General features: G+C 71.9%; 27 protein-coding genes, 1 tRNA gene and 1 pseudogene. 12 read left to right on the top strand and 17 right to left on the bottom strand.

Annotated features, from left to right (window positions below; all coding sequences use genetic code 11):
• Nucleotides 1–208: 208 nt before the first annotated feature.
• Genes IEY93_RS13005 through IEY93_RS12995 form a run of 3 tightly spaced genes read right to left on the bottom strand, consistent with a single transcriptional unit; the run spans nt 209 to nt 2,697 of the window.
• Nucleotides 209–1,108, bottom strand: a complete 900-nt coding sequence (locus tag IEY93_RS13005) for a hypothetical protein (RefSeq protein WP_189163276.1) — start codon at nt 1,106–1,108, stop codon at nt 209–211.
• The gene (locus IEY93_RS13000) at nt 1,105–1,623 is read right to left on the bottom strand and encodes an RNA polymerase sigma factor (protein ID WP_189163275.1); all 519 of its coding nucleotides are present in this window, start codon (nt 1,621–1,623) and stop codon (nt 1,105–1,107) included. Before IEY93_RS13000 ends, IEY93_RS13005 begins: the two co-directional genes overlap by 4 nt.
• Nucleotides 1,624–1,665: 42 nt before the next feature.
• Entirely contained in the window at nt 1,666–2,697 is a 1,032-nt protein-coding gene (locus IEY93_RS12995; protein ID WP_189163274.1) for a S8 family peptidase, read from the bottom strand.
• A gap of 203 nt (nt 2,698–2,900) precedes the next feature.
• Here IEY93_RS12995 and IEY93_RS12990 point away from each other — a divergent pair, with 203 nt between their 5' ends.
• A complete protein-coding gene (locus IEY93_RS12990; protein ID WP_189163273.1) occupies nt 2,901–3,395 on the top strand; it encodes a DUF3145 domain-containing protein in 495 nt (164 codons plus the stop codon).
• A 567-nt stretch (nt 3,396–3,962) separates the two neighbouring features.
• Here the strand turns inward: IEY93_RS12990 and IEY93_RS12985 are convergent.
• From IEY93_RS12985 to IEY93_RS12945, 9 genes are all read right to left on the bottom strand, one after another.
• Nucleotides 3,963–5,390, bottom strand: a complete 1,428-nt coding sequence (locus IEY93_RS12985; protein WP_189163272.1) for an acyl-CoA carboxylase subunit beta — start codon at nt 5,388–5,390, stop codon at nt 3,963–3,965.
• A gap of 13 nt (nt 5,391–5,403) precedes the next feature.
• Nucleotides 5,404–6,666, bottom strand: a complete 1,263-nt coding sequence (fabF, locus tag IEY93_RS12980; protein ID WP_189163271.1) for a beta-ketoacyl-ACP synthase II — start codon at nt 6,664–6,666, stop codon at nt 5,404–5,406.
• A 45-nt stretch (nt 6,667–6,711) separates the two neighbouring features.
• Entirely contained in the window at nt 6,712–6,951 is a 240-nt protein-coding gene (locus IEY93_RS12975) for an acyl carrier protein (RefSeq protein WP_189163270.1), read from the bottom strand.
• Between the two features lie 73 nt (nt 6,952–7,024).
• Nucleotides 7,025–7,972: a beta-ketoacyl-ACP synthase III gene (locus IEY93_RS12970; RefSeq protein WP_189163287.1), complete on the bottom strand. Its 948-nt coding sequence runs from the start codon at nt 7,970–7,972 to the stop codon at nt 7,025–7,027.
• 5 nt (nt 7,973–7,977) lie between these two features.
• Nucleotides 7,978–8,919 carry an ACP S-malonyltransferase gene (locus IEY93_RS12965; protein ID WP_189163286.1) on the bottom strand — a complete coding sequence of 314 codons (942 nt, stop codon included), beginning with the start codon at nt 8,917–8,919 and terminating at the stop codon, nt 7,978–7,980.
• A 117-nt stretch (nt 8,920–9,036) separates the two neighbouring features.
• Nucleotides 9,037–10,146: a PucR family transcriptional regulator gene (locus IEY93_RS12960; protein ID WP_189163285.1), complete on the bottom strand. Its 1,110-nt coding sequence runs from the start codon at nt 10,144–10,146 to the stop codon at nt 9,037–9,039.
• 125 nt (nt 10,147–10,271) lie between these two features.
• Nucleotides 10,272–10,721, bottom strand: coding sequence for a DUF350 domain-containing protein (locus tag IEY93_RS12955; RefSeq protein ID WP_189163269.1), 450 nt, complete (start codon nt 10,719–10,721; stop codon nt 10,272–10,274).
• Nucleotides 10,722–10,808: 87 nt separating this feature from the next.
• Nucleotides 10,809–11,960, bottom strand: a complete 1,152-nt coding sequence (locus tag IEY93_RS12950; protein ID WP_189163268.1) for a glutathionylspermidine synthase family protein — start codon at nt 11,958–11,960, stop codon at nt 10,809–10,811.
• A 1-nt stretch (nt 11,961) separates the two neighbouring features.
• The gene (locus IEY93_RS12945) at nt 11,962–12,327 is read right to left on the bottom strand and encodes a hypothetical protein (RefSeq protein ID WP_229691089.1); all 366 of its coding nucleotides are present in this window, start codon (nt 12,325–12,327) and stop codon (nt 11,962–11,964) included.
• Nucleotides 12,328–12,588: 261 nt separating this feature from the next.
• Between IEY93_RS12945 and IEY93_RS12940 the strand changes: the two genes are divergently transcribed.
• Together IEY93_RS12940 and IEY93_RS12935 are read left to right on the top strand one after the other, a co-directional pair.
• Nucleotides 12,589–13,626 (top strand): PHP domain-containing protein, encoded by a 1,038-nt coding sequence (locus IEY93_RS12940; protein WP_189163267.1) that lies wholly within the window; start codon nt 12,589–12,591, stop codon nt 13,624–13,626.
• 91 nt (nt 13,627–13,717) lie between these two features.
• Nucleotides 13,718–14,497 (top strand): helix-turn-helix transcriptional regulator, encoded by a 780-nt coding sequence (locus IEY93_RS12935; RefSeq protein ID WP_189163266.1) that lies wholly within the window; start codon nt 13,718–13,720, stop codon nt 14,495–14,497.
• An 84-nt stretch (nt 14,498–14,581) separates the two neighbouring features.
• Here the strand turns inward: IEY93_RS12935 and aceE are convergent, their stop codons facing one another.
• Together aceE and IEY93_RS38095 are read right to left on the bottom strand one after the other, a co-directional pair.
• Entirely contained in the window at nt 14,582–17,338 is a 2,757-nt protein-coding gene (gene aceE / locus IEY93_RS12930; RefSeq protein ID WP_189163265.1) for a pyruvate dehydrogenase (acetyl-transferring), homodimeric type, read from the bottom strand.
• 558 nt (nt 17,339–17,896) lie between these two features.
• Complete coding sequence (locus tag IEY93_RS38095; protein ID WP_229691088.1) at nt 17,897–18,430, bottom strand: hypothetical protein; 534 nt, start codon at nt 18,428–18,430, stop codon at nt 17,897–17,899.
• Between IEY93_RS38095 and IEY93_RS12925 the strand changes: the two genes are divergently transcribed.
• Together IEY93_RS12925 and IEY93_RS38090 are read left to right on the top strand one after the other, a co-directional pair.
• Nucleotides 18,315–19,100 (top strand): ABC transporter permease, encoded by a 786-nt coding sequence (locus IEY93_RS12925; RefSeq protein ID WP_308425752.1) that lies wholly within the window; start codon nt 18,315–18,317, stop codon nt 19,098–19,100. The two genes, IEY93_RS38095 and IEY93_RS12925, sit on opposite strands and share 116 nt — an antisense overlap.
• A pseudogene (locus tag IEY93_RS38090) lies at nt 19,094–19,324 on the top strand (ABC transporter permease); the annotation flags it as partial. The gene IEY93_RS12925 and the pseudogene IEY93_RS38090, both read left to right, overlap by 7 nt.
• Nucleotides 19,325–19,409: 85 nt before the next feature.
• On the opposite strand, the gene IEY93_RS12920 reads toward IEY93_RS38090, so the two are convergent.
• Together IEY93_RS12920 and IEY93_RS12915 are read right to left on the bottom strand one after the other, a co-directional pair.
• A complete protein-coding gene (locus IEY93_RS12920) occupies nt 19,410–20,762 on the bottom strand; it encodes a LuxR C-terminal-related transcriptional regulator (RefSeq protein WP_189163264.1) in 1,353 nt (450 codons plus the stop codon).
• Between the two features lie 59 nt (nt 20,763–20,821).
• Nucleotides 20,822–21,238: a hypothetical protein gene (locus tag IEY93_RS12915; protein WP_189163263.1), complete on the bottom strand. Its 417-nt coding sequence runs from the start codon at nt 21,236–21,238 to the stop codon at nt 20,822–20,824.
• Between the two features lie 20 nt (nt 21,239–21,258).
• On the opposite strand from IEY93_RS12915, the gene IEY93_RS12910 reads away from it, so the two are divergent.
• From IEY93_RS12910 to IEY93_RS12880, 7 genes are all read left to right on the top strand, one after another.
• On the top strand, nt 21,259–21,555 hold the full coding sequence (locus tag IEY93_RS12910; RefSeq protein WP_308425751.1) for a DUF1918 domain-containing protein: 297 nt from the start codon (nt 21,259–21,261) through the stop codon (nt 21,553–21,555).
• 10 nt (nt 21,556–21,565) lie between these two features.
• A complete protein-coding gene (locus IEY93_RS12905; RefSeq protein ID WP_189163261.1) occupies nt 21,566–21,973 on the top strand; it encodes a secondary thiamine-phosphate synthase enzyme YjbQ in 408 nt (135 codons plus the stop codon).
• A gap of 135 nt (nt 21,974–22,108) precedes the next feature.
• On the top strand, nt 22,109–22,537 hold the full coding sequence (locus IEY93_RS12900) for a DUF3052 domain-containing protein (protein ID WP_189163260.1): 429 nt from the start codon (nt 22,109–22,111) through the stop codon (nt 22,535–22,537).
• Between the two features lie 284 nt (nt 22,538–22,821).
• The gene (locus IEY93_RS12895) at nt 22,822–23,283 is read left to right on the top strand and encodes a peroxiredoxin (protein WP_189163259.1); all 462 of its coding nucleotides are present in this window, start codon (nt 22,822–22,824) and stop codon (nt 23,281–23,283) included.
• Between the two features lie 93 nt (nt 23,284–23,376).
• Nucleotides 23,377–23,664 (top strand): hypothetical protein, encoded by a 288-nt coding sequence (locus IEY93_RS12890; RefSeq protein ID WP_229691087.1) that lies wholly within the window; start codon nt 23,377–23,379, stop codon nt 23,662–23,664.
• 192 nt (nt 23,665–23,856) lie between these two features.
• Nucleotides 23,857–24,876, top strand: coding sequence for an ROK family protein (locus tag IEY93_RS12885; protein WP_189163257.1), 1,020 nt, complete (start codon nt 23,857–23,859; stop codon nt 24,874–24,876).
• A 34-nt stretch (nt 24,877–24,910) separates the two neighbouring features.
• Nucleotides 24,911–24,985: transfer RNA gene (locus IEY93_RS12880), tRNA-Val, on the top strand.
• Nucleotides 24,986–25,041: 56 nt separating this feature from the next.
• Here the strand turns inward: IEY93_RS12880 and IEY93_RS12875 are convergent.
• Nucleotides 25,042–26,175, bottom strand: a complete 1,134-nt coding sequence (locus tag IEY93_RS12875; RefSeq protein ID WP_229691086.1) for a tyrosine-type recombinase/integrase — start codon at nt 26,173–26,175, stop codon at nt 25,042–25,044.
• Nucleotides 26,176–26,184 lie beyond the last annotated feature (9 nt).

Here is a 26,184-nt window from a genome sequence, read left to right as displayed (position 1 = left end):
GGTCGTGGAGGGTCATGGAGGGAACCGGCGGTGTCGGGGATGGGTTCGGGGGCGGGGGTGAGGGCTCGGTCGTGGGGATGCGGGGGTGTCATGAGCGGAGGCCTTGGAGGGTTTCAAGAAGGGGACCGGCGGTATCGGGGACGGGTTCGGGCGCTGCGTGATGGCGTGCGGTAACACCTGTGGTGTCCGGAATGGCCAGGTGAGCGGGTCAAGGGCGGAAGCACTGCCAGCGGGTGGCCACCGGCGGGGCGTCGACGCGGTGGCAGACGATGCTCAGCCAGCCGTGTGGCAGCCCGGTGGTGGCGAAGGCGCCGCTCTCGGTGGTGAAGCGGATCTTGCTGAGGTGCGGGGTCCTGATCTCGACGCGCGTTCCTCCGGCCGCCGCGGGATGCACCTGGCCGGCGAGGTCGAGGTGGGAGTCGCCCATGGTGATCTCGACGTCGATGCTCAGCCCGCCGCCCGCGAAGCGCAGCAGGTGTGGCTGCCCCTCCCAGGCTCCGTGACCGCCGGAACGCACCCCGGCCGGGACCCTGGGCAGCGCCGACCCGGGCCCGATGCCCGGCAACGGTCCCGGATCCGGCCACCGCCACGGGTCGGGCGGCATCCCTGGAATCGGCCACGGCTCTGAACCGGGCGGCATCCCTGGAGCCGGCCACGGCTCTGAACCGGGCGGTGGCGCCGAGCCGGGCCGGGAGCCGGTGCCGGATGGGGGCCCTGCGCCGGGTCGTCCCGGCCCTGCCGAGGGCTGTGGACGTGGCGGTGGTCCGAAGCCGGACCAGGGCTCCCATGATCCGGGGTGGGACTGCGGGCGGGAAGGCGATCCGGTGCCGGGCGGAAGTGGCGGCTCCGGCACCGGCCGGGCGCCGGGGAGCGGTGGCGCTTCGTCCGGCCACGCCGTTCCGGGCCGGTGGCCCTGGGCGTCGCCCTCGTGCCCGTCGCCGGTAGGGGCCTGCTCGGCGGGCGAGGGGAGGGGGACGGGGGCCGCTATCAGGGCGCCGGGGAGGCGGAGGGAGTGGACGGCCTGGGCGTCGGAGATGACGCGGGCCGGGACCGGGTCGGCTCCCGCGGCGATGCGCAGGGCGGCCAGCAGGAAGTCGTCGTCGATCACAGTTGGTCCTTCATCAGGGATCGCAGGCGCTTCAGACAGCGGATGCGGGTGGGGCCGATGCTGCCGATGGGCATGTCCAGCCGCCGGGACAGCTGGGCGTAGCTCGCGTCGGGCGCCATGACGATCAGCCGGACCAGCGCGCGGCACGGACCGGGCAGCGTGTCGACGGCCGCCCACAGTCGCCGCCCCTCGTCGTCGGTGAGCGTCATGGTGGCCGGGTCGGCGTCCGGCGCCGCGATCTCGGCGGGCATGCCGGACGGCCCATCGCCGGCCCGTCGCCGGGCGACCCGCACCGCCTCGTGCCGCGTCGTGGTGACCAGCCAGGCACCGACGCGCTCGGGGTCGCGGATGGTGTGCCGGCTCTCCAGCAGGCGCAGCCACGCGGCCTGCACGGCGTCGCCCGCATCGGCCGGGTCGAGGCCGATGGCACGGGCGACGGCCCACATGCGGTAGCCGAAGCGGGCGACCAGGTCACGCCAGGCCGTCTCGTCGAGGTGGTCCAGATCGTATGGCATCGATGACTTCACGTGGTGGGGAGAGTGCGCTGCGTGAGCAGACTAGCGGGGTCCGGGGACATGAACCCCGAGATCGGGGAATCGCCCGGCGCCGGCGGACTGCAGGACGTGCCGTGCGGCCTCCTGCGCGGACATGTGCCGGGCGGCGGACGCGATGGCCCCGGCGACGACGGCGGTCGCGAACGACGTGCCACTCCACATCGCGTAGCCGTCGAACGGGTGAAAGTCCACGAAAGTGCTGGTCAAGTCTTCGCCGCGCGCGCAGGCGTCCACCCAGGGGCCGTAGGCGGAGAAGCGTGCCCGCCCGCTCCCGGCGGCGTCCAGGGCGGCCACGGCGATCACGCCGGGCAGGGCGGCCGGCCAGAACGGGCGCGAGGACCCCGTATTGCCCGCGCAGGCGACGACCACCGTGTGCGGGAAGGCGCCCAGCGCGCGTTCCACAAGAGGCGAGGGCAGGTCGTCGTACGTGTGGCACCCGAAGGAGAGCACGAGGACGTCGACGTGGGTGTCGCGCAGGACGCCGAGCGCGCGCAGCACTCCGGCCTCGTCGCCCACGCCGTTGCCGTCGAGCACCCGCGCGACGCGCAGCCGCGTCCCGGGAGCCTGACGCAGCAGCAGGCCGGCGATGAACGTGCCGTGCCCCGCCTGGGCGTCGAGCAGCCCGTCGCCGTCGGCGTCCGGCACCTCGCCCGGCTGCCCGGCGAACCAGTCGGCGTCCCGGAACCAGGGATGCGGGGCGAGGCCGGTGTCCAGCACCGCGACGGTCACCCGGGACGGCTCGCCGGCGGCGTGCCGGGGCGGTGGCGCCGGCCGCGGGGCTCCGGTGGGACCGCCGAAGAACAGCGGTTGCCCGGTGACGACATGGTTGGGCGAGGCGTCCACCCCTCGCTCGCGGAGCGCGGCGGCGATCTCACACGGGTCGGCGCCGGGCGTCAGGTGCAGCTCGAACAGGTCGCCCGCGCGCTCGGCGGACTGCGTCCACCGCTCGGCGGCGACGGGGGAGCGGGTGAGCAGGACGCCGGGCCGGATGAAGGCGCGGCGGCCCGGCAGATGCTCCACTGCCTGCACGTTCACGACAGGCACCTCCCTGGGATGAGCAAGGAAATGACCAGCACGGAGTGCGTCTTTCCCTATGCGGAGAGTTGCCAAGCGTGATTAGGTATGACCCGGCTCTGGTGCCCCGCCACGACGGACGGTAGTCTCTCCCTCAGTCACTTGTGATCATCCCAGTATGAGGACGTTGGGGAAGGCGCACCTCGTACGAAACGGGAGGTCCGGTGTCTGCTCGTGGCGTGCTGTACGTCCACTCGGCTCAGCCCGCGCTGTGCCCGCATATCGAATGGGCGGTCGCGGGTGTCCTTGGCATACCCGTCGACCTGTCGTGGACCCCGCAGCCAGCCCAGCCTGGCACCGTGCGCACACAGGCCGAGTGGGAGGGGCGCCCCGGCACGGCCGCGGCGATCACCTCGTCCCTCATGGGCTGGCAGCGCATCCGCTTCGAGATCACCGAGGACCCCTCGCCGGGGGTGGACGGCTGCCGGCACGCCTACACGCCGACCCTCGGCGCCTTCACCGCGATGATCAGCGTGTCCGGCGACATCATGGTCCCGGAGGACCGGCTGCGGAACGTCATGCTGATGGCGACCCAGGGCCGGGCGGTGCTGGAGGAGGAGCTCGACAAACTGCTGGGCAAGCAGTGGGACGAGGAGCTCGAGCCGTTCCGCTACGCCGGCGACGGCGCCCCGGTCCGCTGGCTGCACGCCGCCGTGTGACCGCCGCGCCACCATGCCCCGCGTGCCGGTCCCGCCACGCGGGGCGGAAGGCGGACACCTACCGGCCTCGGATGGGCACTCCGCCGGTCCAAGACGGTTCTCGCCCTCGGGAGAACCGCTCTTCACCGCCCCGTAGGCCCCCTCCATGCCCCCGAGCCCAGCCCGCGCCTCATCGGTGTCCTGGCCCGCGGGCACCGATCCTTCCCTCGCGGCGCCGTGTCATCGCCTGCCCGCACCTCCCGGAGCCGCCGCGGCTTGCCGGCTCTTGCCGAACCCCGTCCTCCCGGAGCGCGGCCTTCCCCGGAGGAGGGCCCTTCTCGCGGATCCGGCGCGGCCCGGCCGCCGCGAGCCGATGCGAATGCGCTTCCTGGCGGGCCCTCGCCCGTGCCTCCCCGGAACGTGTCCCCGTGCGCGACCTTCCGGAGTACGGTCCTGCCTCGCCGAGCCGCTCATCGTGCCGTCCGGAAACGGAGCGGGAAGCACCCGTAAGCGCCGCGAGGCCCCGCACCAGAGGGTGCGGGGCCTCGCGGAGGCCGCTGCCGGCCTTCAGGAGGCCGGCCGGGACGGTCAGAGCGGGATGTTGCCGTGGGCGCCGCGGGCCGGGGTGGCCTGGGCGAGGACCTTGGCGATGGCGGTGCGGGTCTCGGCGGGCTTGATGACCTCGTCGATGACGCCGATCTGGATGGCGCGGTCGAGGCCGCCCGAGAGCTTCTCGTGCTCCTCGGCCAGCCGCACCTCCAGCGCGGACCGCTCCTCCTCCGGGGCGGCGGCGATCTCACGCCGCTTGAGCACCCGGACCGCCGCCACGGCGCCCATCACGGCGACCTCGGCGGTCGGCCAGGCGAACACCTTGGTGGCGCCGAGGGCCCGGGAGTTCATCGCGATGTAGGCCCCGCCGTACGCCTTGCGGGTGACCAGGGTGACGCGCGGCACCGACGCCTCCGCGAAGGCGTGCAGCAGCTTGGCGCCGCGCCGGACGACCCCGTCGTGCTCCTGCCCCACACCGGGGAGGTAGCCGGGGACGTCCACCAGGACGACCAGCGGCACGCCGAGCGCGTCGCACATGCGCACGAACCGGGCGGCCTTCTCGGCGGAGGCGGAGTCCAGGCAGCCGGCCAGCCGCATCGGGTTGTTGGCGATGACGCCGACGGTGCGCCCGCCGAGGCGGCCCAGCGTCGTGACCACGTTGGGCGCCCACTTGGGATGCAGCTCGACGCCGGGCTCGTCCAGCAGGCCGTTGACCAGCGGCTGCACCGAGTACGCCCGGCGGGGCTCGTCGGGCAGCAGGCCGGAGAAGTCGACGTCCTGCACGGAGTCCATGCGGACGCGGCCCTGGTGGCCGAGCAGCACGGCCAGGCGCCGGGCCCGCAGCACCGCGTCGGCGTCGGTCTTGGTGACGATGTGCACGACGCCGCTGCGCTTGCTGTGCGGCTCGGGGCCGCCGAGGCCGGCCATGTCGATCTGCTCGCCGGTGACGCTGCGCACGACGTCCGGGCCGGTGACGAAGATGCGGCCCTGGTCGGACAGGATCACCAGGTCGGTGAGCGCCGGGCCGTAGGCCGCGCCGCCGGCCGCGGGGCCGAGGACCACGGAGATCTGCGGCACCACGCCGGAGGCGCGGGTCATCGCGGCGAAGACGCTGCCCACCGCGTGCAGGGACTCGGCGCCTTCGGCCAGGCGGGCGCCACCGGAGTGCCACAGGCCGACGATCGGGACGCGCTCGCGTACCGCGACGTCGTAGGCGTGCACGATGTGCTCGCAGCCGGCGCCGCCCATGGCGCCGCCCTGGACGCGGGCGTCGCTGGCGAACGCCACCACCGGCGTCCCCTCGACGCGGCCCATCGCGGCGAGCGCGCCGCTGCGGTCGTCGGCCGGGGAGAGCAGGTGGATCGTGCCCTCATCGAAGAGGGCGGACAGACGTATATGTGGATCGCGAGGATCAGGGGGCTCCGTCACGGACGGCGGGCCCGCCACCTCGTTGTCGAGCACGGTCACTGGCGCTCCAATATCAGACGCTGGCGAAGGCGACGGCGACGTTGTGGCCGCCGAAGCCGAAGGAGTTGTTGATCGCGGCGATCTGGCCCCCGGGGAGCTTGCGCGGCTCACCGCGCACGATGTCCACCTCGACTCCCGCGTCGAGGTCGTCGACGTTGATGGTGGGCGGGACGACGCGGTCGTACAGGGCCTTGATCGTGAAGACGGTCTCGATGCCGCCGGCGCCGCCGAGCAGGTGACCGGTCATCGACTTGGTGGCCGTGACGACCGGGTGGTCACCGATGATCTCCTGGATCGCCACCGCCTCCACGACGTCCCCGGCGGGGGTGGAGGTGGCGTGCGCGTTGACGTGCAGGATGTCCCGGCCGGTGAGGCCGGAGTCGGTGAGGACGTTGCGCGCCGAGCTGCGGATGCCGGCGCCGCTCGGCTCGGGCTGGGCGATGTGGTGGGCGTCGGCGGAGTAGCCGACACCGGCGGCCTCGGCGTAGATGCGCGCGCCGCGGGCCAGGGCGTGCTCCTCGGACTCAAGGACGATGATGCCCGAGCCCTCACCGAGGACGAACCCGTCGCGGGCCTTGTCCCACGGGCGGGAGGCCAGCCCCGGCTCGTCGTTGCGGGTGGACATGGCCCGCATGGCGGCGAAGGAGGCGATGTTCAGCGGGTGGATGGCGGCCTCGGTGCCACCGGCCACCACGACGTCGGCCCGGCCCGTCCTGATCATCTCAAGGGCGTAGCCGACGGACTCCGCGCCGGTGGCGCAGGCGCTGACCGTGGCGTGCACGCCGGCGGTGGCGCCGAGCTCGATGCCGATCCACCCGGCGGCGCCGTTGGGCATCAGCATCGGGACGGTGTAGGGCGACAGCCGCTGCCAGCCCTTCTCCTTGTAGGTGTCGTAGGCGGCGAGGATGGTGGTGATGCCGCCGATGCCGCTGCCGACCACGACGCCGAGCCGGTCGGGGGCGACCTTCGGCGCGCCCGCGTCCTGCCAGGCCTCCCGGGCGGCGATCAGCGCGAACTGCTCGGCGCGGTCGAGGCGGCGCGCCTCGGGCCGCGGCAGGACCTCGCCAGGTTCGACGGCGGCCCTGGCGGCGAACTTCACCGGCACCGTGTCGACCCACTCCTCGGTGAGGGGCCGCACTCCCGACCGCCCGGCGAGGAGCGCCGACCAGGTCGAGGTCACGTCTCCGCCGAGGGGCGTCGTCACGCCGAGCCCGGTGACAACGACACGTACCCGATCTCTGCTCACTTGGTGCGCTCCTTCTTCGACGCGAAGCATGGGGGGCTCAGACGCCCGGGCCGGAGCCGGACGCCTGAGGTGGATCTAGTTCTGGATGAAGTTGACGACGTCCTTGACGGTCTTCAGGTGCTTGAGCTGGTCGTCGGGGATCTCGACGCCGAACTCGTCCTGCGCGGCGACGGCGATCTCGACCATGGAGAGCGAGTCGATGTCCAGGTCGTCCACGAAGCTCTTCTCCGGGGTCACCTCGGAGGCCGGGATGCCGGTGATCTCGTTGATGATCTTGCCGAGGCCCGCGAGGATCTCCTGCTCGGTCAGTGCCATGTCGCGATTTCTCCTTGGATTCGGGTGCTTCTCTTGCGGTGTACGGCGCGCCGTGCGGGCCTTCCGTACAAGATCAGGGGATCTCGACCACTTGGCCGGCGTAGGTCAGGCCCGCGCCGAAGCCCAGCAGCAGGGCGAGACCGCCCGACTCGACCTCGCCGCGCTCGATCATGCGGCTGAGCGCGAGCGGGATCGAGGCGGCCGAGGTGTTGCCGGCCAGGACGATGTCCTTGGCGATGACCGCCTTGTCCGCGCCGAGCTTGCGGGCGATGGCCTCGATGATCCGGAGGTTCGCCTGGTGGGGCACGAAGGCGGCCAGCTCTGCGGGGTCCACGCCCGCACGCTCGCACGCCTCACGCGCGACCGGGTGAAGGGCGGTGGTCGCCCAGCGGAACACGGTCTGTCCTTCCTGGTGCAGGAAGGAGTCGCGGTCCTTGACGATGATGGCGTCGGACTTGTCTCCGGCGCTGCCCCACACGACCGGGCCGATGCCGGGTGTCTCGGACGGCCCGACCACGGCCGCGCCCGCGCCGTCCGCGAAGATCACGCAGGTGGCCCGGTCGGTCCAGTCGACCCACTGGGAGAGCTTCTCGGTGCCGACGACCAGCACGTTGGTGGCCGAACCGGCCCGCACGGCGTCGCCCGCCGCGGCCAGCGCGTAGCAGAAACCGGCGCAGGCGGCGTTCACGTCGAAGGCGCCGGGGGCCTGGATGCCGAGGCGGTGCGCCACGCGGGCGGCGGCGTTCGGGATCTGCGCCTCCAGCGTGCAGGTGGCGACGATCACCAGGTCGATCTCGCTCGCCGACAGCCCGCTGGCGGCCAGCGCCTTGCCCCCCGCCTGCACGGCGATGTCGATGTCGGTCTCTTCGGGGCCCGCGACGCGGCGCTCCTTGATGCCGACGCGGCTCTGGATCCACTCGTCGTTGGTGTCGATCGTCTTGGCGAGGTCGTCGTTGGTGACCACGCCGGCGGGCTGGTATCCGCCGAAGGCGAGAACCTTCGCGCCGGGGGCGCCTCGCATGATCCTCACAGGCCGGACTCCTTGGTGGTAAGGGCGCGGGCGGCCGCGAGGTCGTCGGGGGTCTTGATCGCGACCGTCTCGACCCCGCGCATCGCGCGCTTGGCCAGGCCGGTCAGCGTACCCCCGGGCAGCAACTCGATCATGGCGGTGACGCCGAGGTCGGTCATGGTGGCCATGCACAGATCCCACCGGACCGGGCGGGCCACCTGGTCGACCAGCCGCTCGACGAACCCCGCGCCGCTCGGGACGGACTCGCCGTCCGCGTTGGACAGCAGCGTCACGCGCGGGTCGGCGGGGGTTATCTGGGCGGCCTCGGCACGCAGGTGCTCGACGGCGGAGGCCATGTGGCGGGTGTGGAAAGCTCCGGCGACCGACAGCGGCCGCAGCCGTGCCCGCGCCGGGGGCTCGGCCGCGAAGGCGGCGAGCTGCTCGGTGGTGCCGGCCGCGACGATCTGGCCGGCTCCGTTGATGTTGGCGGGGGTGAGGCCGTGGCGCTCGATGGCGGCCAGGACCTCCTGCTCGTCGCCGCCGAGGACCGCGGTCATGCCGGTCTCGGTGACCCCGGCGGCCTTGGCCATCGCCTGGCCGCGCTGGGTGACGAGCGCGAGCGCCTGCTCGGGGGTGAGGACGCCGGCGACGGCGGCGGCGGTGAACTCACCCACGCTGTGCCCGGCGAGCACGCCCGGCACGATCGGACCCGCGGGGGTGTCACCCTCGGTAGTCAGCAGCACCTCGGCGACGGCGAGACCGGCCGCCACCAGAAGCGGCTGCGCGACGGCGGTGTCCCGGATCTCGTCCGCGTCGGCCCTGGTGCCGTAGGCGATCAGATCGAGGCCGGTGACGTCCGACCACGCCGACAGCCGGTCGTGAAGACCGGGGATCTCGAGCCACGGAGACAGGAAGCCTGGAGTCTGGGCGCCTTGCCCGGGAGCGACGATGACGAGCACAAAATCCACCATGCCCTGTAGGAGTTCACCACACTGCTAATGATCCGTACGAACTTTGTCGGTGGGTCTTTGTAGGAAACCTCCAGCGAAGGTTTCCGGACCGTTACCGAACCCTGGTTAGGTTACGGTTGCCCGCGACAGTCTCCCGAGGATCAGGCCGACCTGCAGAGTGAAGGCGGACCGGCCCTCGGTGGGCTGGTAGCCGGTCAGTTCTGTGATCTTCTTCAGACGGTAACGCACGGTGTTCGGATGGACGAACAACAGACGGGCCGTGGCTTCCAAAGATGTCCCCTGCTCCAGGTAGGTCGCCAGGGTGTCGAGCAGCGGAGTGCCCTCCAGGGGCTTGTAGACGTTCTCGATGAGCTGCGCGCGGGCGTCCTCGTCGCCGTCGATCGCCCGTTCGGCCAGCAGGTCCTCGGCGAGCACCGGGCGGGGGGCGTCCGGCCACCCCTGCGCGGCGCGCAGGCCCGCCACGGCCGCCCGGGCGGAGTTGGCGGCGGCGTGCAGGTCGGGGACCTCCGGTCCGATGACGATCGGGCCGGGGCCGAAGCGCGGCACGACGTGCCGGGCGGCGTCCTTGATGCTGTCGGCGCCTCCCACGATGACGATCAGCCGGTCGCCCTGCACACCGGCCAGCAGGTCGTGGCCGAGCCGCCGGCCCTTGTCCCGCATGCCGTCGATGACCGTCTGCGGGTCGGCGTCCGGGGCGTACCCGGCCAGCACCACCACGGGGGAGGACGTCCAGCCGAGCGCCGCCGCCCATGAGTGCAGCCCGTCGTCCACCTCACCGCGCACCAGCGCGTCCACGATGAGCGCCTCCAGGCGGGCGTCCCAGGCGCCGCGCACCTCGGCCTCGCGGGCGTAGACCTGCGCCGCGGCGAACGCCACGTCGCGGGTGTAGCGGAGCATGGCCTGCCGGAGCTGCTCCTCGCCGCCGGGCGCGGCGAGCTCCTGCACCTCGGCCTCGACCACCTCGACGACGACGCGCACCAGGTCGACCGTCTGCTGCAGGGAGACCGAGCGCTTCAGCTCGCGCGGGGCGGTGCCGAAGATCTCGATGCTGGGGGTGGGGCGGCCCTCGTCGGCGTGCTGGAACCACTCCACGAAGGCGGCGATGCCGGCCTGGGCGACCAGGCCGACCCACGAGCGGTCCTCCGCCGACAGCGCGCGGTACCACGGCAGCCGTTCGTCCATGCGGTTCATCGCGGCGGTGCCGAGACTTCCCATCGCCCGTTCGAGCCGTCGTGCGGTGTCCTCGCGTACCCGGTCGTTCACATCCCTAGGGTGCCAGGTCGGCTCGAGTGCGGTGGCCGCGCCCGGCGCACATGGCCGCGGCGTGCCACGCGAGCGGCCTAGATGACCGCCACGGCGGTGATCAGCCCGATGGCCAGGTGGGTGACGGCGAGCAGGACGGCGCCAGGCTGGAGCGACGGCTCGCGCACCAGGTCGCGCACCTTGATGCCCGCCACCCGGTCGAACAGCAGCGTGCCGAGCGCCTGGACGACGATGCCGGTCAGGCCGAACACGAGCGTGGCCAGCAGCCCTTCCTGCAGCGCGCCGCCGGACGACCAGATGGACGCGGCGACGATCAGTCCGATGGCGGCCAGGCCGGAGGCGGTGAGCAGCGCCGCGTTCGGGTTGCGGTCGTGCTGGATCACCTTGCTCAGCCGTCCGGGGGTGGCCATGTCGACGACGTAGAAGCCGGCGATCAGCAGCAGCACGCCCAAGATCGCGTACGCGAGGATGGCGAGGGATCCGCGTCCGAGCGCCTCTCCGAGGGGGCCGGCGAGCGCGTTGGTCATCGTGGTGCTCCTTGGACGTGCTAGGCGGTGCGGTGGGGACGGATCGGGTCGAGCGGGTCTGGCGGGGGGCGATCGCCTCCGTCGCGTTCAGGCGATGCGGTGGGGGACGAAGGAGGAGGTGTCGTCGGTGATCAGCCCGGAGGTCTCCCGGATGCCGAGCCCGGCGGCCTCGTCCCCGACGACCCAGGCGCCCAGCACCGGGCGCCAGCCGTCGAAATCGGGCAGTTCCCGGAACTCCTGGTAGACGTGGCCCTCGGCGCCGTAGTCGCCCTCGGTGCTCTGTGTGCCCGCGGGGGTCACGACGCGCATGCCCGCGCCCTCCCGGCCGAGCAGCGGCTTGACGATGTGGGCGGGCAGATCGCGGGGACCGTCGAGGTAGGCGGGCAGCAGGTTGGGGTGGCCGGGATACATCTCCCACAGGACGGCCAGCAGCGCCTTGTTGGACAGCAGCATCTTCCACAGCGGCTCGATCCACGTCATGGAGACCTGCTGCGCCACCGCCCGCGGCCCGAACGGGTCGGCCACCGCCCACTCCCACGGGTAGAGCTTGCACAGCGTGCGGATCACCCGGTTCTCCATGTCGACGAAGCGCAGCGCACGAGCGTCCCAGCCGACGTCCTCCATGGCGACGGCGGCCGTGACCAGGCCCGCCTGCTCGGCGGTCTCCTGCAGGTAGCCGAGCGTCATCGCCTCCTCGCCGGTCTCGTCCATGTTCGTCCAGGCGAAGTGGGCCGGGCCGCTCTGCAGCGGCAGCTCCCGCCACCGCTGGACCAGACGCTCGTGGATGGAGTTCCACTGGTCGTCGCCGGGGTGGACGTCCTTGAGCCAGAACCACTGGACGACCGAGCTCTCCACCAGGCTGGTGGGGGTGTCGGCGTTGTACTCCAGCAGCTTGGCCGGGCCGCGCCCGTCGTAGCGCAGGTCGAAGCGGCCGAACACGTGCGGGTCGCGCCGCCGCCAGGACGCCTCGACCTCCGGCCGTGCCCAGGCGGGGATGGCGAAGTCGCCTTGCCGGCCTGAGGCGATGACGTGCTCGACCGCCTCCAGGCACATGGCGTGCAGCTCCTCGACCTGGCGCTCCAGGTCCAGGACCTCGTCCATGCCGAAGACGTAGTGCACCCCTTCGTCCCAGTACGGGCGGGCCAGGTGCACCGGGTGCGCGGAGCGATGGTAGGCCAGGCCCTGCTCCTCGACGGTCTTCTCCCAGCCGTCCCGGCGCGTGGACGCCTGCCTGCGCACCTCAGCCGCCCCCGGAGCCGCGGCCGCCGAAGCCGCCGCGCTGGATCACGCTGCCCGAACGGGTGCTGATGTGGGCGTCGGAGGGCCTGATGGTGGTGCCGAGGGCGACTCGGCCGGCCTGGCGGCGGCCGCCGTAGTACCAGCCGTAGGCGCCGTGCGAGCCGTGGTAGCCGGACCCGGACGAGCCGGAGTGGGAATCGTCATCGTCGCAGAGGTCGTCGTCCACGACCTCGTACGAGCCGTCGGGTCTGCGGCTGTCGAGGTTCACGCAGTCGGCCGTCACCTGTTCGGAGAACGTGCCCTGCTGGGCGGCGCAGAACCCGACCACCAGCGTGGAGAGCAGCCCCATCGTGCCCAGGGTGATCATGCTGGAGGAGAGCTTCCTGCCGGCCGCCGGATTCGGCGCGGGCCCCGCCGCGCCTTTCGCGAGCGGATGCGGCGGCCGCACGGGCTTCGGCCGGTCTTGCGCCATCGACTTCCATTTCTCGAAAAGTGAGCACAGCGTACCGTTCCGCCGGATCAACGGGCAGAGGGGAATAGAAGTTTCTAGGCGCAGCTAAATGCCGAAATTTCCCTGTCAAACGGCCGTTCAGCGCCCAAGGCCCGGCGTGCGGGTAGATTCGCCTGCGTGGATCCGGTCGAAGCGTTGAAAAGGATCGCCTTCCTGCTCGAACGCGCCGGGGAGCCGACCTACCGCGTACGCGCGTTCCGCGGCGCCGCGGCCACCGTGGCGGCGCTGCCACGCCAAGAGCTCCTGCGGCTCGCCCGCTCCGGCGGCCTCACCGGGCTCAAGGGCATCGGCAAGGTCACCGCCCTGGCGATCACCGAGGCCCTGGACGGGCAGGTCCCCACCTATCTGCGCCGCCTGGAGGACACCGCCGGCCTGGATCTGGACGAGGAGACCGCCGCTCTGCGCGCCGCGCTCAGGGGCGACCTGCACAGCCACTCCGACTGGTCCGACGGCGGCTCGCCGATCGAGGAGATGGCCGAGGCGGCCCGCGGGCTCGGCCACGCCTACCTCGCCCTGACCGACCACTCGCCGCGCCTGACCGTCGCCCGCGGGCTTTCGGCCGACCGGCTGCGCGAGCAGCTCGACGTGGTCGGCGAGCTGAACGACAGGCTCGCGCCGTTCCGGATCCTCACCGGCATCGAGGTCGACATCCTGCCCGACGGCTCGCTGGACCAGGAGCCCGGGCTGCTCGACCGGCTGGACGTCGTGGTGGCCAGTGTCCACTCCAAGCTGCGCATGGACGCCGCCGCGATGACCCGCCGCATGGTCACGGCCATCGCCGACCCGCGCGTCGACGTGCTCGGCCACTGCACCGGACGCGTCGTGCGCGCGGGCGGCCGGCGCGGGGTGCTGCGGCCGGAGTCGGCGTTCGACGCCGAGATCGTCTTCGAGGCCTGCCGCAGGTTCGGCGTCGCCGTCGAGATCAACTCCCGTCCCGACCGGCTCGACCCGCCCAAGCGGCTGTTGCGGCTGGCCTACGAGATGGGCTGCGTGTTCGCGATCGACTCCGACGCCCACGCGCCCGGGCAGCTCGAATGGCAGCACCACGGGTGCGAGCGGGCCGCCCGGTGCGGCGTCGAGGCCGGCCGCGTCGTCAACACCTGGCCGCTGGACGCCCTGCTCGACTGGACCACCGCCACCGCCACCGGCGCCTGACCGGCGAGCACGTACACCTGACCGGGAGGCGAGCCCGTCCTGCCCCCTATCGCCCGGCGCGCCGGCCGGTGATCGGGCGTAGCTTCGGGATGTGAACCGTACCGATCGGCTCTACGCCCTCATCGAGGAGCTGCGCGCGATCTCCCCCCGGTGCCGGTCCGCGCGGGAGCTCGGCGAGCGATTACAGGTCGGCGTGCGCACCGTCGAGCGCGACATCGAGGCCCTGCGCGAGGCGGGGGTGCCCGTGCGCGCCGAGGACGGCGGGTACGCCCTCGGCGAGCCCGTCACGCCCTCCCCGCTGGCGCTCACCGCCGACGAGGCGCTGGCCGTCGCGGTCGCCCTCAGCCGGGCCGGCCGGCGTCCCCTGGCGAGCGGGGCCCGAAGCGCGCTGCGCAAGCTGATGGACGCCCTGCCGGACGACGCGGCGCGGTGCGGCGAGCCGGCCGGGCCCGCCGCGCGGGCGGCGCTCGCCGAGTTCGGCGAGCCCCCGCATGCGGACGCGTCGCCCGGCGCGGAGACGGGCGAGGCCGCGTCCGCCACGGCCGCCGGCGACGAGCGGTGGGAGAGACGACGGGCGGTGGCGCAGGTGATCGACGAGGCGCTGCTGCACCGGCGGGTGCTGCGCATCACCTACGACGCCAAGTCGGGTGAGGTGACCGAGCGGGACGTCGAGCCCGGTGTCTTCATCGGCGGGCGCGGCGGCTTCTGGTACCTCGTCGGGTGGTGCCGGCTCCGGCAGGACGTCCGGGTGTTCCGGCTCGACCGCATCGCCGCCGCCGCGCTCACCGACGAGCAGGCGCGCTCCCGCCGCCCCCTTGAGGAGTACGCCCCGCACATCCCCGAGCTCATGGCGCAGGACCGGCCGGGCTGAAACGGCGGCGGGCCCCCGCGCGTCACGCGCGAGGGCCCGCCGGCGGGCCGCCCGCGAAGGGCGGGCCCGCATGGACCGCGAGGGTCAGACCCCCATCGACTGCGTCTCGTTGCTCTCGGGCGTCGGCTGGGCGACGACCTCGGTGACGCCGTTCTTCAGGTGGTACCGCGAGATGGCCTCGCGCAGGACCTCCTGCTTGATCTCGCCCCGCCTGGCCAGCTCGGTGAGCACGGCCAGGGTGATCGACGCGGCGTCCACGTGGAAGTGGCGGCGCAGCGCCGAGCGGGTGTCCGACAGGCCGAAGCCGTCGGTGCCGAGCGAGGAGTAGTCGCCGGGCACCCAGCGTGAGATCTGGTCGGGTACGGCGCGCATGTAGTCGCTGACCGCGACGAACGGGCCGGTGGCCTGCGACAGCACCGTGGTGACGTAGGGCACCCGCTGCTCGGCCTCGGGGTTGAGCAGGTTGTGCTCATCGCACTCGAGCGCGTCGCGCCGCAGCTCCGACCACGACGGCGCCGACCACACCTCGGCCGCGACCCCCCACTCCTCGGCCAGCAGGCGCTGCGCCTCCAGGGCCCAGCGGCCGGCGACGCCGGAGGCGAGGATGTTCGCCCGCGGGCCCTCGATGTCAGGGGCCTTGGCGAACCGGTAGAGGCCCTTGAGCACGCCCTCGACGTCCAGCCCTTCGGGCTCGGCCGGCTGCGGGTAGGGCTCGTTGTAGACGGTGAGGTAGTAGAAGACGTCCTCGGGCCGCTCGCCGTACATCCGGCGCAGGCCTTCCTTGACGATGTGGGCGATCTCGAAGGCCCAGGCGGGGTCGTACGACACCGCCGCGGGGTTGGTCGAGGCGATCAGCGGGGAGTGGCCGTCCTCGTGCTGCAGGCCCTCGCCGTTGAGCGTGGTGCGCCCGGCCGTCGCGCCGAGCAGGAAGCCACGGCCCATCTGGTCGCCCAGGGCCCACATCTGGTCGGCGGTCCGCTGGAAGCCGAACATCGAGTAGAAGATGTAGACCGGGATCATGTGCTCGCCGTGCGTGGCGTACGCCGTGCCGGCCGCGAGCACCGAGCCCATCGAGCCCGCCTCGCTGATGCCCTCGTGCAGGATCTGACCCTCGGTCGACTCCTTGTACGACAGCAGCAGGTTGCGGTCGACCGCCTCGTAGGTCTGCCCGTGCGGCGAGTAGATCTTCGCGGTCGGGAACATCGCGTCGACGCCGAAGGTGCGGGCCTCGTCCGGAATGATCGGGACGAACCGCGCCCCGATCTCCTTGTCCCGCATGAGGTCCTTGAGCAGGCGGACGAACGCCATCGTGGTGGCGACGTTCTGCTTGCCCGAGCCCTTCTTCAGGTCGGCGTACATGGCGTCGCCGGGCAGCTTGATCGGCTTGGCGCGGTTGACCCGCTTGGGGAGGTAGCCGCCGAGCGCCGCGCGGCGCTCGCGCATGTAGGCGATCTCCTCGTCGTTCTCACCCGGGTGGAAGTACGGGGGCAGGTCGCCCTCGAGGTCCTTGTCCGGGATCGGGAGGTACAGCCGGTCGCGGAACTCCTTGAGCTCGGCCTTGGACATCTTCTTCATCTGGTGCGTCGCGTTGCGCGCCTCGAAGTCCTTGCCGAGGGTCCATCCCTTGATGGTCTGGGCGAGGATGACCGTGGGCTGGCCGACGTGCTCACGGGCCGCCTTGAACGCCGCGTACACCTTGCGGTAGTCGTGGCCGCCACGCGACAGCTTGCGGATGTCGTCGTCGGACAGGTGCTCGACCATCTTGCGCAGGCGCGGGTCGTCCCCGAAGAAGTTCTCGCGGATGTACTCGCCCGACTCGACGGAGTAGGTCTGGAACTGCCCGTCGGGGGTGCTGTTCATCTTGTTGACGAGCACGCCGTCGACGTCCGCGGCGAGGAGCTGGTCCCAGTCGCGGCCCCAGACGACCTTGATGACGTTCCAGCCGGCCCCCCGGAAGAACGACTCGAGCTCCTGGATGACCTTGCCGTTGCCGCGTACCGGACCGTCGAGCCGCTGCAGGTTGCAGTTGATGACGAAGGTCAGGTTGTCGAGCTCCTCGCGCGAGGCCAGGCCGATCGCGCCGAGCGACTCGGGCTCGTCCATCTCGCCGTCGCCGAGGAAGCACCACACGTGGCTGCGGCTGGTGTCCTTCATCTTGCGGCTCAGCAGGTAACGGTTGAACCGCGCCTGGTAGATCGCCCCGATCGCCCCAAGGCCCATCGAGACCGTGGGGAACTCCCAGAAGTCCTGCATGAGCCGGGGGTGGGGATAGGACGGCAGGCCGTGGAAGCCGTGGGACAGCTCCTGGCGGAAGGCGTCGAGCTGAGCCTCGTTCAGCCGGCCTTCGAGGAAGGCGCGGGCGTAGATGCCCGGGGCCGCGTGGCCCTGGATGAACACCTGGTCACCCGACTCGCCGTGGTCCTTGCCGCGGAAGAAATGGTTGAAGCCCACCTCGTACAACGACGCGGCCGAAGCGTAGGTGGCGATGTGGCCGCCCACGTTCGTGCGGGCGTTCGCCCTGGTCACCATCACGGCGGCGTTCCACCGGATGTAGGCCCTGATGCGTCGTTCGACGTACTCGTCGCCCGGGAACCACGGCTCGCGCTCGGGGGGGATGGTGTTGATGTAGTCGGTGCTCCGCAGCCCTGGCACCCCGACCTGATGCTCGCGGGCCCGCTCGAGCAGGCGCAGCATCAGGTAGCGGGCTCGGCTCCGGCCCTCCGTCTTGACGACGGTGTCAAGTGACTCGAGCCACTCCTGGGTCTCGCTGGGGTCGACATCAGGCAACTGGCTGGGTAGACCGTCGCTGATGATCGAGAAACGCTGGCGTCCGGAAGCCACTGGGTCTCGCCTTCCGAGGATGGACTGGTAAGCCTCTTCTTCGATGTCTAGGTCGCCTTCCATCCTGGCCGCTTCCTCCGGAAAGTGCATCTCTACCGTCCGGTAACCAAGATGTCCCTGCTGGCAGGGCCGCACACATGGCCTAGACCACCGATGGTAGGACGATTTTCCCAGGACGCAACAAGCAGGACGATCCGGGGTCCCCGTCCTCATTCCGTCCGGGGCCCCTTGAGGGGGTCCCGCACATCCCTGCCTCCCCCGGGTGGGGGAGTCCCAACCACGCTATCGCGCGATGTGTGCGGCGCTTCGGGCGGCAAGCCTTTGAGGACGGCCCCACCTTAGCCGGGCCCGCCGACCGGCCCGCCCGGCGAGGGGCCGTCCATTCTCCGGAGGGCTTCCGCGCCTCCCGGGAGGACCCGATGTCGTCCTTCGACAAGGCCAGGGATCTCCATGATCAGAACATCCGCGGCGGCCGCCGCGGCCCTGCTCGCCGTCACCGCCGCGCTCACGGGGTGCGGCACCCCGCAGGGCACGCCCGCGCCCTTCGGCGCTCCCGCTTCAGGCACGGGCGCGACGCCCGGCCCGCAGCAGGTACCACGCCGTACGCAGATGGCAGCACGACGCCCGGCTGCCGGTCACCGGAGCCGTGCCGCTCGGCCAGGTGGTCTTCCTGCCCGGCCCGCTGCGCGTCACCGGCCACGACGCCGGCCCCGGCGACCCGGCCAACGGCCGCGTCCTGCACGGAACGGGCGCGATCCCCGTCGTGTCCGTCCAGCTCGACCCGAGCATCGCGCGCCGGTCCGCAAGGGCGACAGGGTTCGCGTCATCCTGCCCGACGGCGGCACGCGCAGGGGAAGGATCTCGGCGGTGAGCACGGTCGCGGTGCCGCCGCCGGAGCCGCAGCAGGACGGCGGCGGCGCGCCGCCGTCGCTGCGCCCGCAAGGCCCGCGCCCTGCTGTCCGCGCTCGGCGTCGCCATCGGGATCGCCGCCATCGCCGCCATCGCCCCCATCGTCGCCGTCCTCGGCGTCACCCGGTCGAGCCAGGCGGCCCTGCTGGAGCAGATCGACCTGCTCGGGACCAACCTGCTCACCGTGGCCGACGGCCGCGAGCTCGGCGGCGCGGAGGCACCGCTGCCGGTCGACGCCACGCGCATGCTCCGCCGGGTGGACGGCGCCCTCGGCGTCGCCCCCACCACCCAGCTGACCGGCCACAACGTCTACCGGAACGACCACGTGCCCGTGGGGCGTACCGGCGGGCTGGCCGTGCGCGCCTGCGACGCGACCCTGGACGGCAAGGTGCGGCAGGGCCGCTTCCTGGACGCCGCCACCGCCGGCCACCCGGTCACCGTGCTCGGCTACGAGGCGGCCAGGACGCTCGGGATCACCCGGGTGGACCCGGCGACGCGCGTCTGGATCGGCGGCCACTGGTACACCGTCAGCGGCATCCTGGACCCGCTGGCGCTCGCCCCGGAGATCGACCGGTCCGCCCTGGTCGGCTTCCCCGTCGCCGAGCGGCTCCTCGGCTACGACGGCCATCCCAGCCGGCTGTACGTCCGCACCGCGCAGGACCAGGTGGACCTCGTCGCCGGCCTGCTCGCGCGCACCACCAACCCCGCCGCCCCCGAGCGGGTCGAAGTGAGCCGCCCTTCGGACGCGCTGACCGCGCGGGTGGCCTCGCCGAGGCGTCCGCGACGCTCTTCCTCGGTCTGGGCGCCATTGCCCTGCTGGTCGGCGGCATCGGCATCGGCAACATCATGGTGATCTCGGTGCTGGAGCGCCGCGGCGAGATCGGCCTGCGCCGCGCGCTCGGCGCCACCCGGGGGCAGGTCGCCGGGCAGTTCCTGACCGAGTCGTTCGTCCTTTCGGCCCTGGGCGGGGCCGGGGGGATCGTGATCGGCTGCGCGGTCACCCTCGCCCTGGCGCGCGCCCGCGACTGGACGATGCTGATGCCGCCCGAAGCGCTAGGGGGCGGCATCGCGGTCGCGGTGGTCGTCGGGGCGCTGGCCGGCCTCTATCCGGCTCTGCGCGCCGCCCACCTCCCCCCCGACCGAGGCCCTGCGCACCACCTGATCAGTCGCCCGTGCCGGGCTCCAGCGCCTCGGCCAGCGGGACGAGACCCTGCTGGAGCGCGAAGATCGCCGCCTGCGTGCGGTCGGTCAGACCCAGCTTGGCCAGGATGCTCGACACGTGCGTCTTCACCGTCTCCCTGCCGAGCGACAGCGCACGGGCGATCTCGCCGTTGGAACGGCCCCGCGCGAGGGCGGTCAGCACCTCGCGCTCGCGCGGGGTGAGGGAGTCCATCGGGGTGCGCCGCCCGCCCTGCCGTACCTGGCGCATCAGCAGTGCCGCGACCCCCGGCGAAAGGACGCTCTCGCCGCGCGCCGCGGCCCGTACGGCCTCGACCACCTGGTCCACCGCCGTGGTCTTCGGCAGGTACGACAACGCCCCGAGGCGCACGGCCGCCACGACCCGCTCGTCCTCCTGGAAAGAGGTGAGCACGATCACCGCGGGCCGCTCGGGGCCGAGCCGCCGCAGGACGTCCAGGCCGTCCATGCCGGGCATGACCATGTCGAGCAGCAGCACCTCCGGCCGCACGGCCCCGTGCTTGATCGCGTTGCCGAGCGCCTCCTGGGTCAGCCGCAGCACGGCGTGTTCCGCGGCGGGGCTCAACGGGACCTCGTCGAGGGACGCGCGCACCGCGACGCCGAGCCGCGTCTGGTAGGCGTGGCACAGCTTCCGGATCGCGGGGACCAGCCCGGCGTCCTCCAGGGCCACCGGGCGCAGCTCGAGCAGCAGCGCCCGCATCTCGCGCATCGTCCGGGCGACGGTGCGCTCCATCGTCTTCGCCTCGCGCTGGAGCCGCTCGGGCGCGGCCCTGCGCATGCCACCGGCGAGCAGGCTCAGCGAGAACAGGTCCTGAGAGATCGAGTCGTGCAACTCGCGGGCGATGCGCGAGCGCTCGGCCTGGCGCGCGTCGGCGCGCGCGGCCCGCCTCTTGGCCTCCACGGCCGCCCCGAGCTGCTCGGTCATCCGGTTGAAGCCGTCCTCCAGCCGGCCGACCTCGTCCGATCCCGACACCGGCACCCGGTGCCCGAAGTCGCCCCTGGCCACGGCGGTCGTCACCCCGGCGAGCCGGGTGATCCTGCCGATCAGCCGGCGGGTGCTGAGCATGCCGAACACCACGCCGACCGGGACGACCAGGGCCAGGACCAGGCCGCCGGGTGCGAGCAGCGGGAGGATCGAGCCGCTGAGGGGGGCGGCGGCGCCCTTCCGGTCCAGATCCACAGGGGCCTGGACATAGATGTACCCGGCCGTCCTCAGGCCCTTGCCGCCCGGCGTCGGGAACGCCGGCTCGGAGCCGTACGAACGACCTGGGGCGCCGTCGACGGCCGGGGCGAGGATCGGGCTGGCCCACCAGGCCACCGGACCCGCCGGGGTGCCGAGCTTCCCGCCGCCGCCCCGGTCCCCGGCGGGGGGAACCTTCAGCTGCCGCGCGCCCGGCGGATGGCCGTCGCGGGCCGTGCTGGCGATGATGAACCCCTTGACGTCGAGCAGCGCCTCGACCGGCGCATCCCCGGACCCGCCCGCGACGATCTCGATGGGGACGCCCTCCGGCCCCGCCTGCCGCCGAACCCGGTGTCGTCCATCGAGGTCTTCATCGCCATGGCGAGGCGGTCCTCGTCAACGGCCGGGGGCAGGGACATCGACATCTTGGTGACCGTCGCGCTGAGCACCTTGGCGTCGTTGCCGGCCTGGTTCTGCAGCCGGGCGGTCAGGCTCGACCCGCCGGCCGAGGAGATCACGAATCCGAGGAGGACCGCCTCCACGATCAGCACGGCGGCCGCGGTGACCAGAACGTTGGACGCCGCCGTCCGCGCCCGGAGCCCGAAGCGCCACATCCTCGCAGAGTAACATTTCGGTGTTTATTTCCCCTCCCTCCGTCGGGGGAGGATGCCTCCCTCTTCCCGCCGGGAACGAGGCGTATGAACCTGGAAGGGATCGGGAGGAAGGAGGGTCGCCCGTGCACGCGACCGCAGGGGATCGGCTCCTCGTCCACGGAAAAACGGTGGGGGAGAGGGACCGGCCGGGCTTGATCATCGAGGTCCGGGGACCCGACGGCTGCCCGCCGTACGTCGTCCGGTTCGACGACGGACACACCGGATTGGTGTTCCCCGGGCCGGACGCGATTGTCGTCCCAGTTCAGCGGGGATCATAAGATCCGTCAGGTGAGATCTCAGACGTTCGAGGTGAGGACCGGGAACAGGGAACGGGTGTACGACATCACCCGGCAGTGCGAGGATTTCGCGCGATCGTGCGGGGGAGACGGGCTGCTTCACGTCTTCGTGCCGCACGCGACGGCGGGGGTGGCTGTGCTGGAGCTCGGCTCCGGCAGTGACGACGACCTCCTCGGCTCCCTGGAGGACCTGCTGCCGGCCGACGACCGGTGGCGCCACGCCCACGGCTCGCGCGGCCATGGCAGGTCACACGTGATGCCGGCGCTCATCCCGCCGTACGCCACGGTTCCGGTTCTGGACGGACGGCTGGCGCTGGGCACGTGGCAGTCGGTCGCCATCGTCGACCTCAACGTCGACAACCCGGAACGGCATGTTCGTTTGTCGTTTTTGTCGGACTAACAGATAACGGTGCGGATCACCGGCCGTGGCGACCGTTGACGACGATGGGTCACAGCGTGTGGACTGTGCCGAAGCGGCCTCGCAGGGGCCGGTGAAACCGCCTAGAGCGGGGCCATCCAAGCAGGAGGGATAAACGTGAGCGCGACCGCGGGTCAGGCGCAGGGCGAGCGCGGCCTGGCCGAGCGACTCGGTCTGAAGCCGGGTCAGGTGGTGCAGGAGATCGGCTGGGACGAGGACGTTGACGAAGAGCTTCGCCAGTCGATCGAGGAGCTGACCGGCAACGAACTGGTCGACGAGGACTCCGAAGAGGTCATCGACGTCGTGCTGCTGTGGTGGCGCGACGGGGACGGCGACCTGTTCGACGCTTTGAGTGATGCCATGGCCGGGCTGGCCGACGGCGGCCAGATCTGGCTGCTGACCCCGAAGGTCGGGCGGGACGGACACGTCGAGCCCAGCGACATCGGGGAGGACGCCACCACGGCAGGCCTCTCGCAGACCAGCAGCGTCAGCGCGGCCCGTGACTGGTCGGGGACGCGGCTCGTGACCCCCAAGGGGCGCCGTTAGTCTCCACGTCAACGGCGCGACCGGCCGGTCGACGGCCGAGATCATCGTGCCACCAGGCCGGTGGTACGGGGCCCGGCCCTCATACGCGCCGCCGGGTCCTGACGGGACGCCCGTCACGGCCATGACTTCCGATCCCTGCCGTACGGCGCACACACCGGCCGTACGGCAGGCTTGGTGGGCGGTGCCGAGTGTGCGCCTATCGACGCCCTCCCGCAGCCACCTGTTCAACTTCCCGGCACCTGCTATGCGTATAGGTGGGAAGTGTCAGACGGGAAAGGACCGGCATGGCGATCGACGTCGGCGACAGGGCACCGGACTTCGAGCTGAAGGACCAGCACGGCACCCCGGTGCGACTGAGCGGCCTGCGCGGCAGGCGGGTGCTGCTCATCTTCTACCCGCTGGCCTTCAGCGCCGTGTGCCAGGGCGAGCTGTGCGCGATTCGCGACGATCTCGTGACCTCGGTGCCCGATGATGTACGAGTGCTGACCGCGTCGGTCGACTCCATGTTCAGCCAACGGGCATGGGCCGACCAGGAGGGCTTCACCTTCTCGATGCTGGCGGACTTCTGGCCGCACGGCGAGGTGGCGCGGGCGTACGGTGTCCTCGATGAGAAGAGCGGTGTCGCGCTTCGCGGCAGCTTCCTCATCGACGGCGAGGGCGTGGTCCGGTGGAAAGAAGTGAACCCCGTCCCCTCGGCGCGCGACATCTCCGGGTACCACAAGGTGCTCGCCGAATTCTCCCAGTGAAGGACGCCGGGCGGCGTTCCGGCGAAGACGAAGGCGGTGGCGACGATGCCCTGCTATCGGTGCGGCGTCCGGCAGACGGACCCGGTCCGCGGCGTGAGCCCCTGGCGGCGCGGCGTGCGGCGGGAGCGGCAGGTGCTCATCTGCCCGTCCTGCCAGCGTGAGCACGACCTCGATCTCGACCTCGACCGCTGCGGGTCCTGCGGCTCCACCAAGCTGATCTGCAGGCTCGGCGAGGTCGAGTGCCGCTCCTGCGGCGCCGTACGCACCGCGGAGGCCGACGCCGACGAATGGCCGTCCCTGCTCCGCGCCGGCACTCCCAGCCTGTCGGAGGAGGTCGAAGCCGCCCTGAGCCGCGTCCTCGGCCGCCACCCCACCCGCTGAACCACCCGGCCGAGGCCCTGCGGCGACAGGACGGCCCGGCCGCGATCGGCCGTGGCGTCAGGTTTTGACTCATGCACCTCCATCGGCAAAACTGCGCGAGAATGCGCAGAACGGCGGGCCAGGTCGAGGCCCGGACCGCCGTGAACGGTGAAGAGGGGAACGTCCGGTGCACGAGTCCAGTCGCGTGATGGCATGAGCCCGGGCGCGTACGTCATCGCCCTCGACGTCGGCGGCACCTCGATGAAGGCCGGCCTCGTCGGGCCGCGCGGCGAGATCCTGCGCACCGACCGCCGGCCCACTCCGCGTGAGGACGGGCCCCTGCGCGTCATCGAAGCCATCCGCACGTTCATCGACGACCTCGCCGAAACCGGCCGCGTCCACGCCGACGACCAGGGACCGGCCGGCATCGGCCTCGCCGTCCCGGGCCTGGTCACCGCCGACACCGCCGTCTACGCGGCGAACATCGGCTGGAAGGACGTCGCCGCCACCGGCTTCACCTCCCTCGACGCGCCGATCCGCCTCGGCCACGACGTCCGCACCGCGGGCCTGGCCGAGCGCGTCCTCGGCGCGGGACGGGCCGAGTCCGACTTCCTGTTCCTGCCCATCGGCACCGGCATCGCGGGCGCCTGTATCGTCCACGGCGAACCGTACGGCGGGTCGGCGGGCTGGGGCGGGGAGATCGGCCACATCCCCGTCTTCCCCGACGGCGAGCGCTGCGCCTGCGGGCAGATCGGCTGCCTGGAGACCTACGCCTCCGCCGCCTCCGTGGCGCGCCGCTACGCCGAGCGCCTCAGCCGCTCGGCCTCCCTGCGGCCCTACACGGCGGCCGTCCCGTCCCCCACCGCGGGCGCCCCTAGGGCCGAGGACGTCGTGGCGCTGGCCATGCGCGGCGACCCGCACGCCTCCGCCGTCTGGGACCAGGCCCTCGAAGCCCTCTCCCTGGCCCTCGCCTCCTACACCCTCCTGCTGGACCCGTCCTCGATCGTCATCGGCGGCGGCCTGGCCGAGGCGGGCCCCGCCCTCTTCGAACCGCTTGCCGAACGCCTGCAGGCCCGGCTGGCCTTCCGCGACGCCCCACCGCTGCGACGCGCGGCCCTCGGCGTGCACACCGGAATGCTCGGCGCCGCCCTCCTCGGCTGGCAGGCGGCCGGCCTCCCCGACGCGGGATCCACCTGGACGCTCGATGTGCTCAGGTCGCCCTCTGTACCGTAAGGTGTAGCCCACCCGCCATTTCCGGATGGGCACCGGGCGCTTAGCTCAGCGGTAGAGCACTCGCCTTACAAGCGAGGGGTCACTGGTTCGAACCCAGTAGCGCCCACCAGCCAAAACGCCCCGCTCCTGATCACAGAAACGGGGCGTGGGAGACAAGCAGGGAGACTACGGGTTTTCGGACATCGGGAAGATCCCGTCCATCGCCCTGGCCCCCTCCTGGATGACCGGGCTGATCTGGTGGCGATAGACCGTTTCGGTGACGACGGTGTTGGAGTGTCCCACCAGCCGGGAGATGTCCTCAATCGGGATGTCGTGGTCCGACAGCAGAGACACGAAGCTGTGCCGTAGCTCCCTGGGTGCCCAGTCCTTTCCGTTGAGTCCGGCATCGTCGAGCACCTTCCGGAAGTCACGGCGCATGTTGTGGGCGGTCACGGGAGAACCGCTGCTGGTCGAGAAGATCAGTTCACGTGTGCCGCCTTGGGCTTGGTGCAGGGTCTTCAGCGCCTCCACGCAGCGTCTGGGCAAGGCGAGGCTGCGGCGGGATCTTGGTGTCTTGGTGTCGCCCTTCTTGCGTACCGAGCGCCAGACGTAGATGGCGAAGTCGGTGTGGTCCCAGCCGGCCTCGCCGACCGGTAGCCACGCCTTGGCCTGCCTGTCGTAGGTGACGACGTGGCTCCAGGCGATCGCCCGCACCTCTTCGGTCCGCGCTCCGGACAGCAGTGAGACCACGATGTAGGCGCGGATGCGCTCCGGGGCGGCGTCGGCCGCTCGGAGAAGGGCGTCGGCCTGGGCAAGGGTCAGTGCCTTGGAGGGCCGGCCTGCTCGTCCTTCGGGTATCTCGCACAGCTCCACGACGTTGCGCTTGACCTTGTCGCGGCGCATGGCGTTCTTCACCGAGCGGTTGAGGACGTTGTGAATCAGTTTGAGCGATCGCGTGGAGAGTTCGCCGGTTTTGCTCTGCAGCCATCGGTCCACGTCTTCCACTGACAGCTCGCGGAGCTTGCGGGCGCCCAGATGAGGGATCACATGGTTGCGGGCGTAAGTCTGGTACATCCGTATGGTCGATGTGTCCCGTCCCTGAAGGCCGTTCTCCAGCCAGTAGGCCACAGCGTCTTTCACGGTGTAGTTGGGCGGCGGGACGGGCTGGCCGTCCTCGTGCTCCCGGATTATCTCCTTCAGTCTGTTCTTGGCTTCGGTCTTGGTCTTGCCGGTGGCCTTCTTCACGATGCGCTTCCCGGCGGCGGTGTAGCCGACCGTTATCGCCGCGACCCAGCGTTGACGGGCCTCCTCCCAGAACACGCTGCCGTC

The organism is Sphaerisporangium melleum (assembly GCF_014646695.1).
GTDB lineage: Bacteria > Actinomycetota > Actinomycetes > Streptosporangiales > Streptosporangiaceae > Sphaerisporangium > Sphaerisporangium melleum.
This window is presented reverse-complemented; position numbering and strand designations above follow the sequence as displayed.

What these genes read in the sequence shown, in the direction of transcription:
- IEY93_RS13000 (WP_189163275.1), bottom strand. Translation starts at nt 1,623, where the DNA reads ATGCCATACGATCTGGACCACCTCGACGAGACGGCCTGGCGTGACCTG.
- fabF (WP_189163271.1), bottom strand. Translation starts at nt 6,666, where the DNA reads ATGCTTCGCGTCGAAGAAGGAGCGCACCAAGTGAGCAGAGATCGGGTA.
- IEY93_RS12975 (WP_189163270.1), bottom strand. Translation starts at nt 6,951, where the DNA reads ATGGCACTGACCGAGCAGGAGATCCTCGCGGGCCTCGGCAAGATCATC.
- IEY93_RS12970 (WP_189163287.1), bottom strand. Translation starts at nt 7,972, where the DNA reads ATGCGAGGCGCCCCCGGCGCGAAGGTTCTCGCCTTCGGCGGATACCAG.
- IEY93_RS12960 (WP_189163285.1), bottom strand. Translation starts at nt 10,146, where the DNA reads ATGGGAAGTCTCGGCACCGCCGCGATGAACCGCATGGACGAACGGCTG.
- IEY93_RS12955 (WP_189163269.1), bottom strand. Translation starts at nt 10,721, where the DNA reads ATGACCAACGCGCTCGCCGGCCCCCTCGGAGAGGCGCTCGGACGCGGA.
- IEY93_RS12945 (WP_229691089.1), bottom strand. Translation starts at nt 12,327, where the DNA reads ATGATCACCCTGGGCACGATGGGGCTGCTCTCCACGCTGGTGGTCGGG.
- IEY93_RS12915 (WP_189163263.1), bottom strand. Translation starts at nt 21,238, where the DNA reads ATGTGGCGCTTCGGGCTCCGGGCGCGGACGGCGGCGTCCAACGTTCTG.
- IEY93_RS12895 (WP_189163259.1), top strand. Translation starts at nt 22,822, where the DNA reads ATGGCGATCGACGTCGGCGACAGGGCACCGGACTTCGAGCTGAAGGAC.
- IEY93_RS12885 (WP_189163257.1), top strand. Translation starts at nt 23,857, where the DNA reads ATGAGCCCGGGCGCGTACGTCATCGCCCTCGACGTCGGCGGCACCTCG.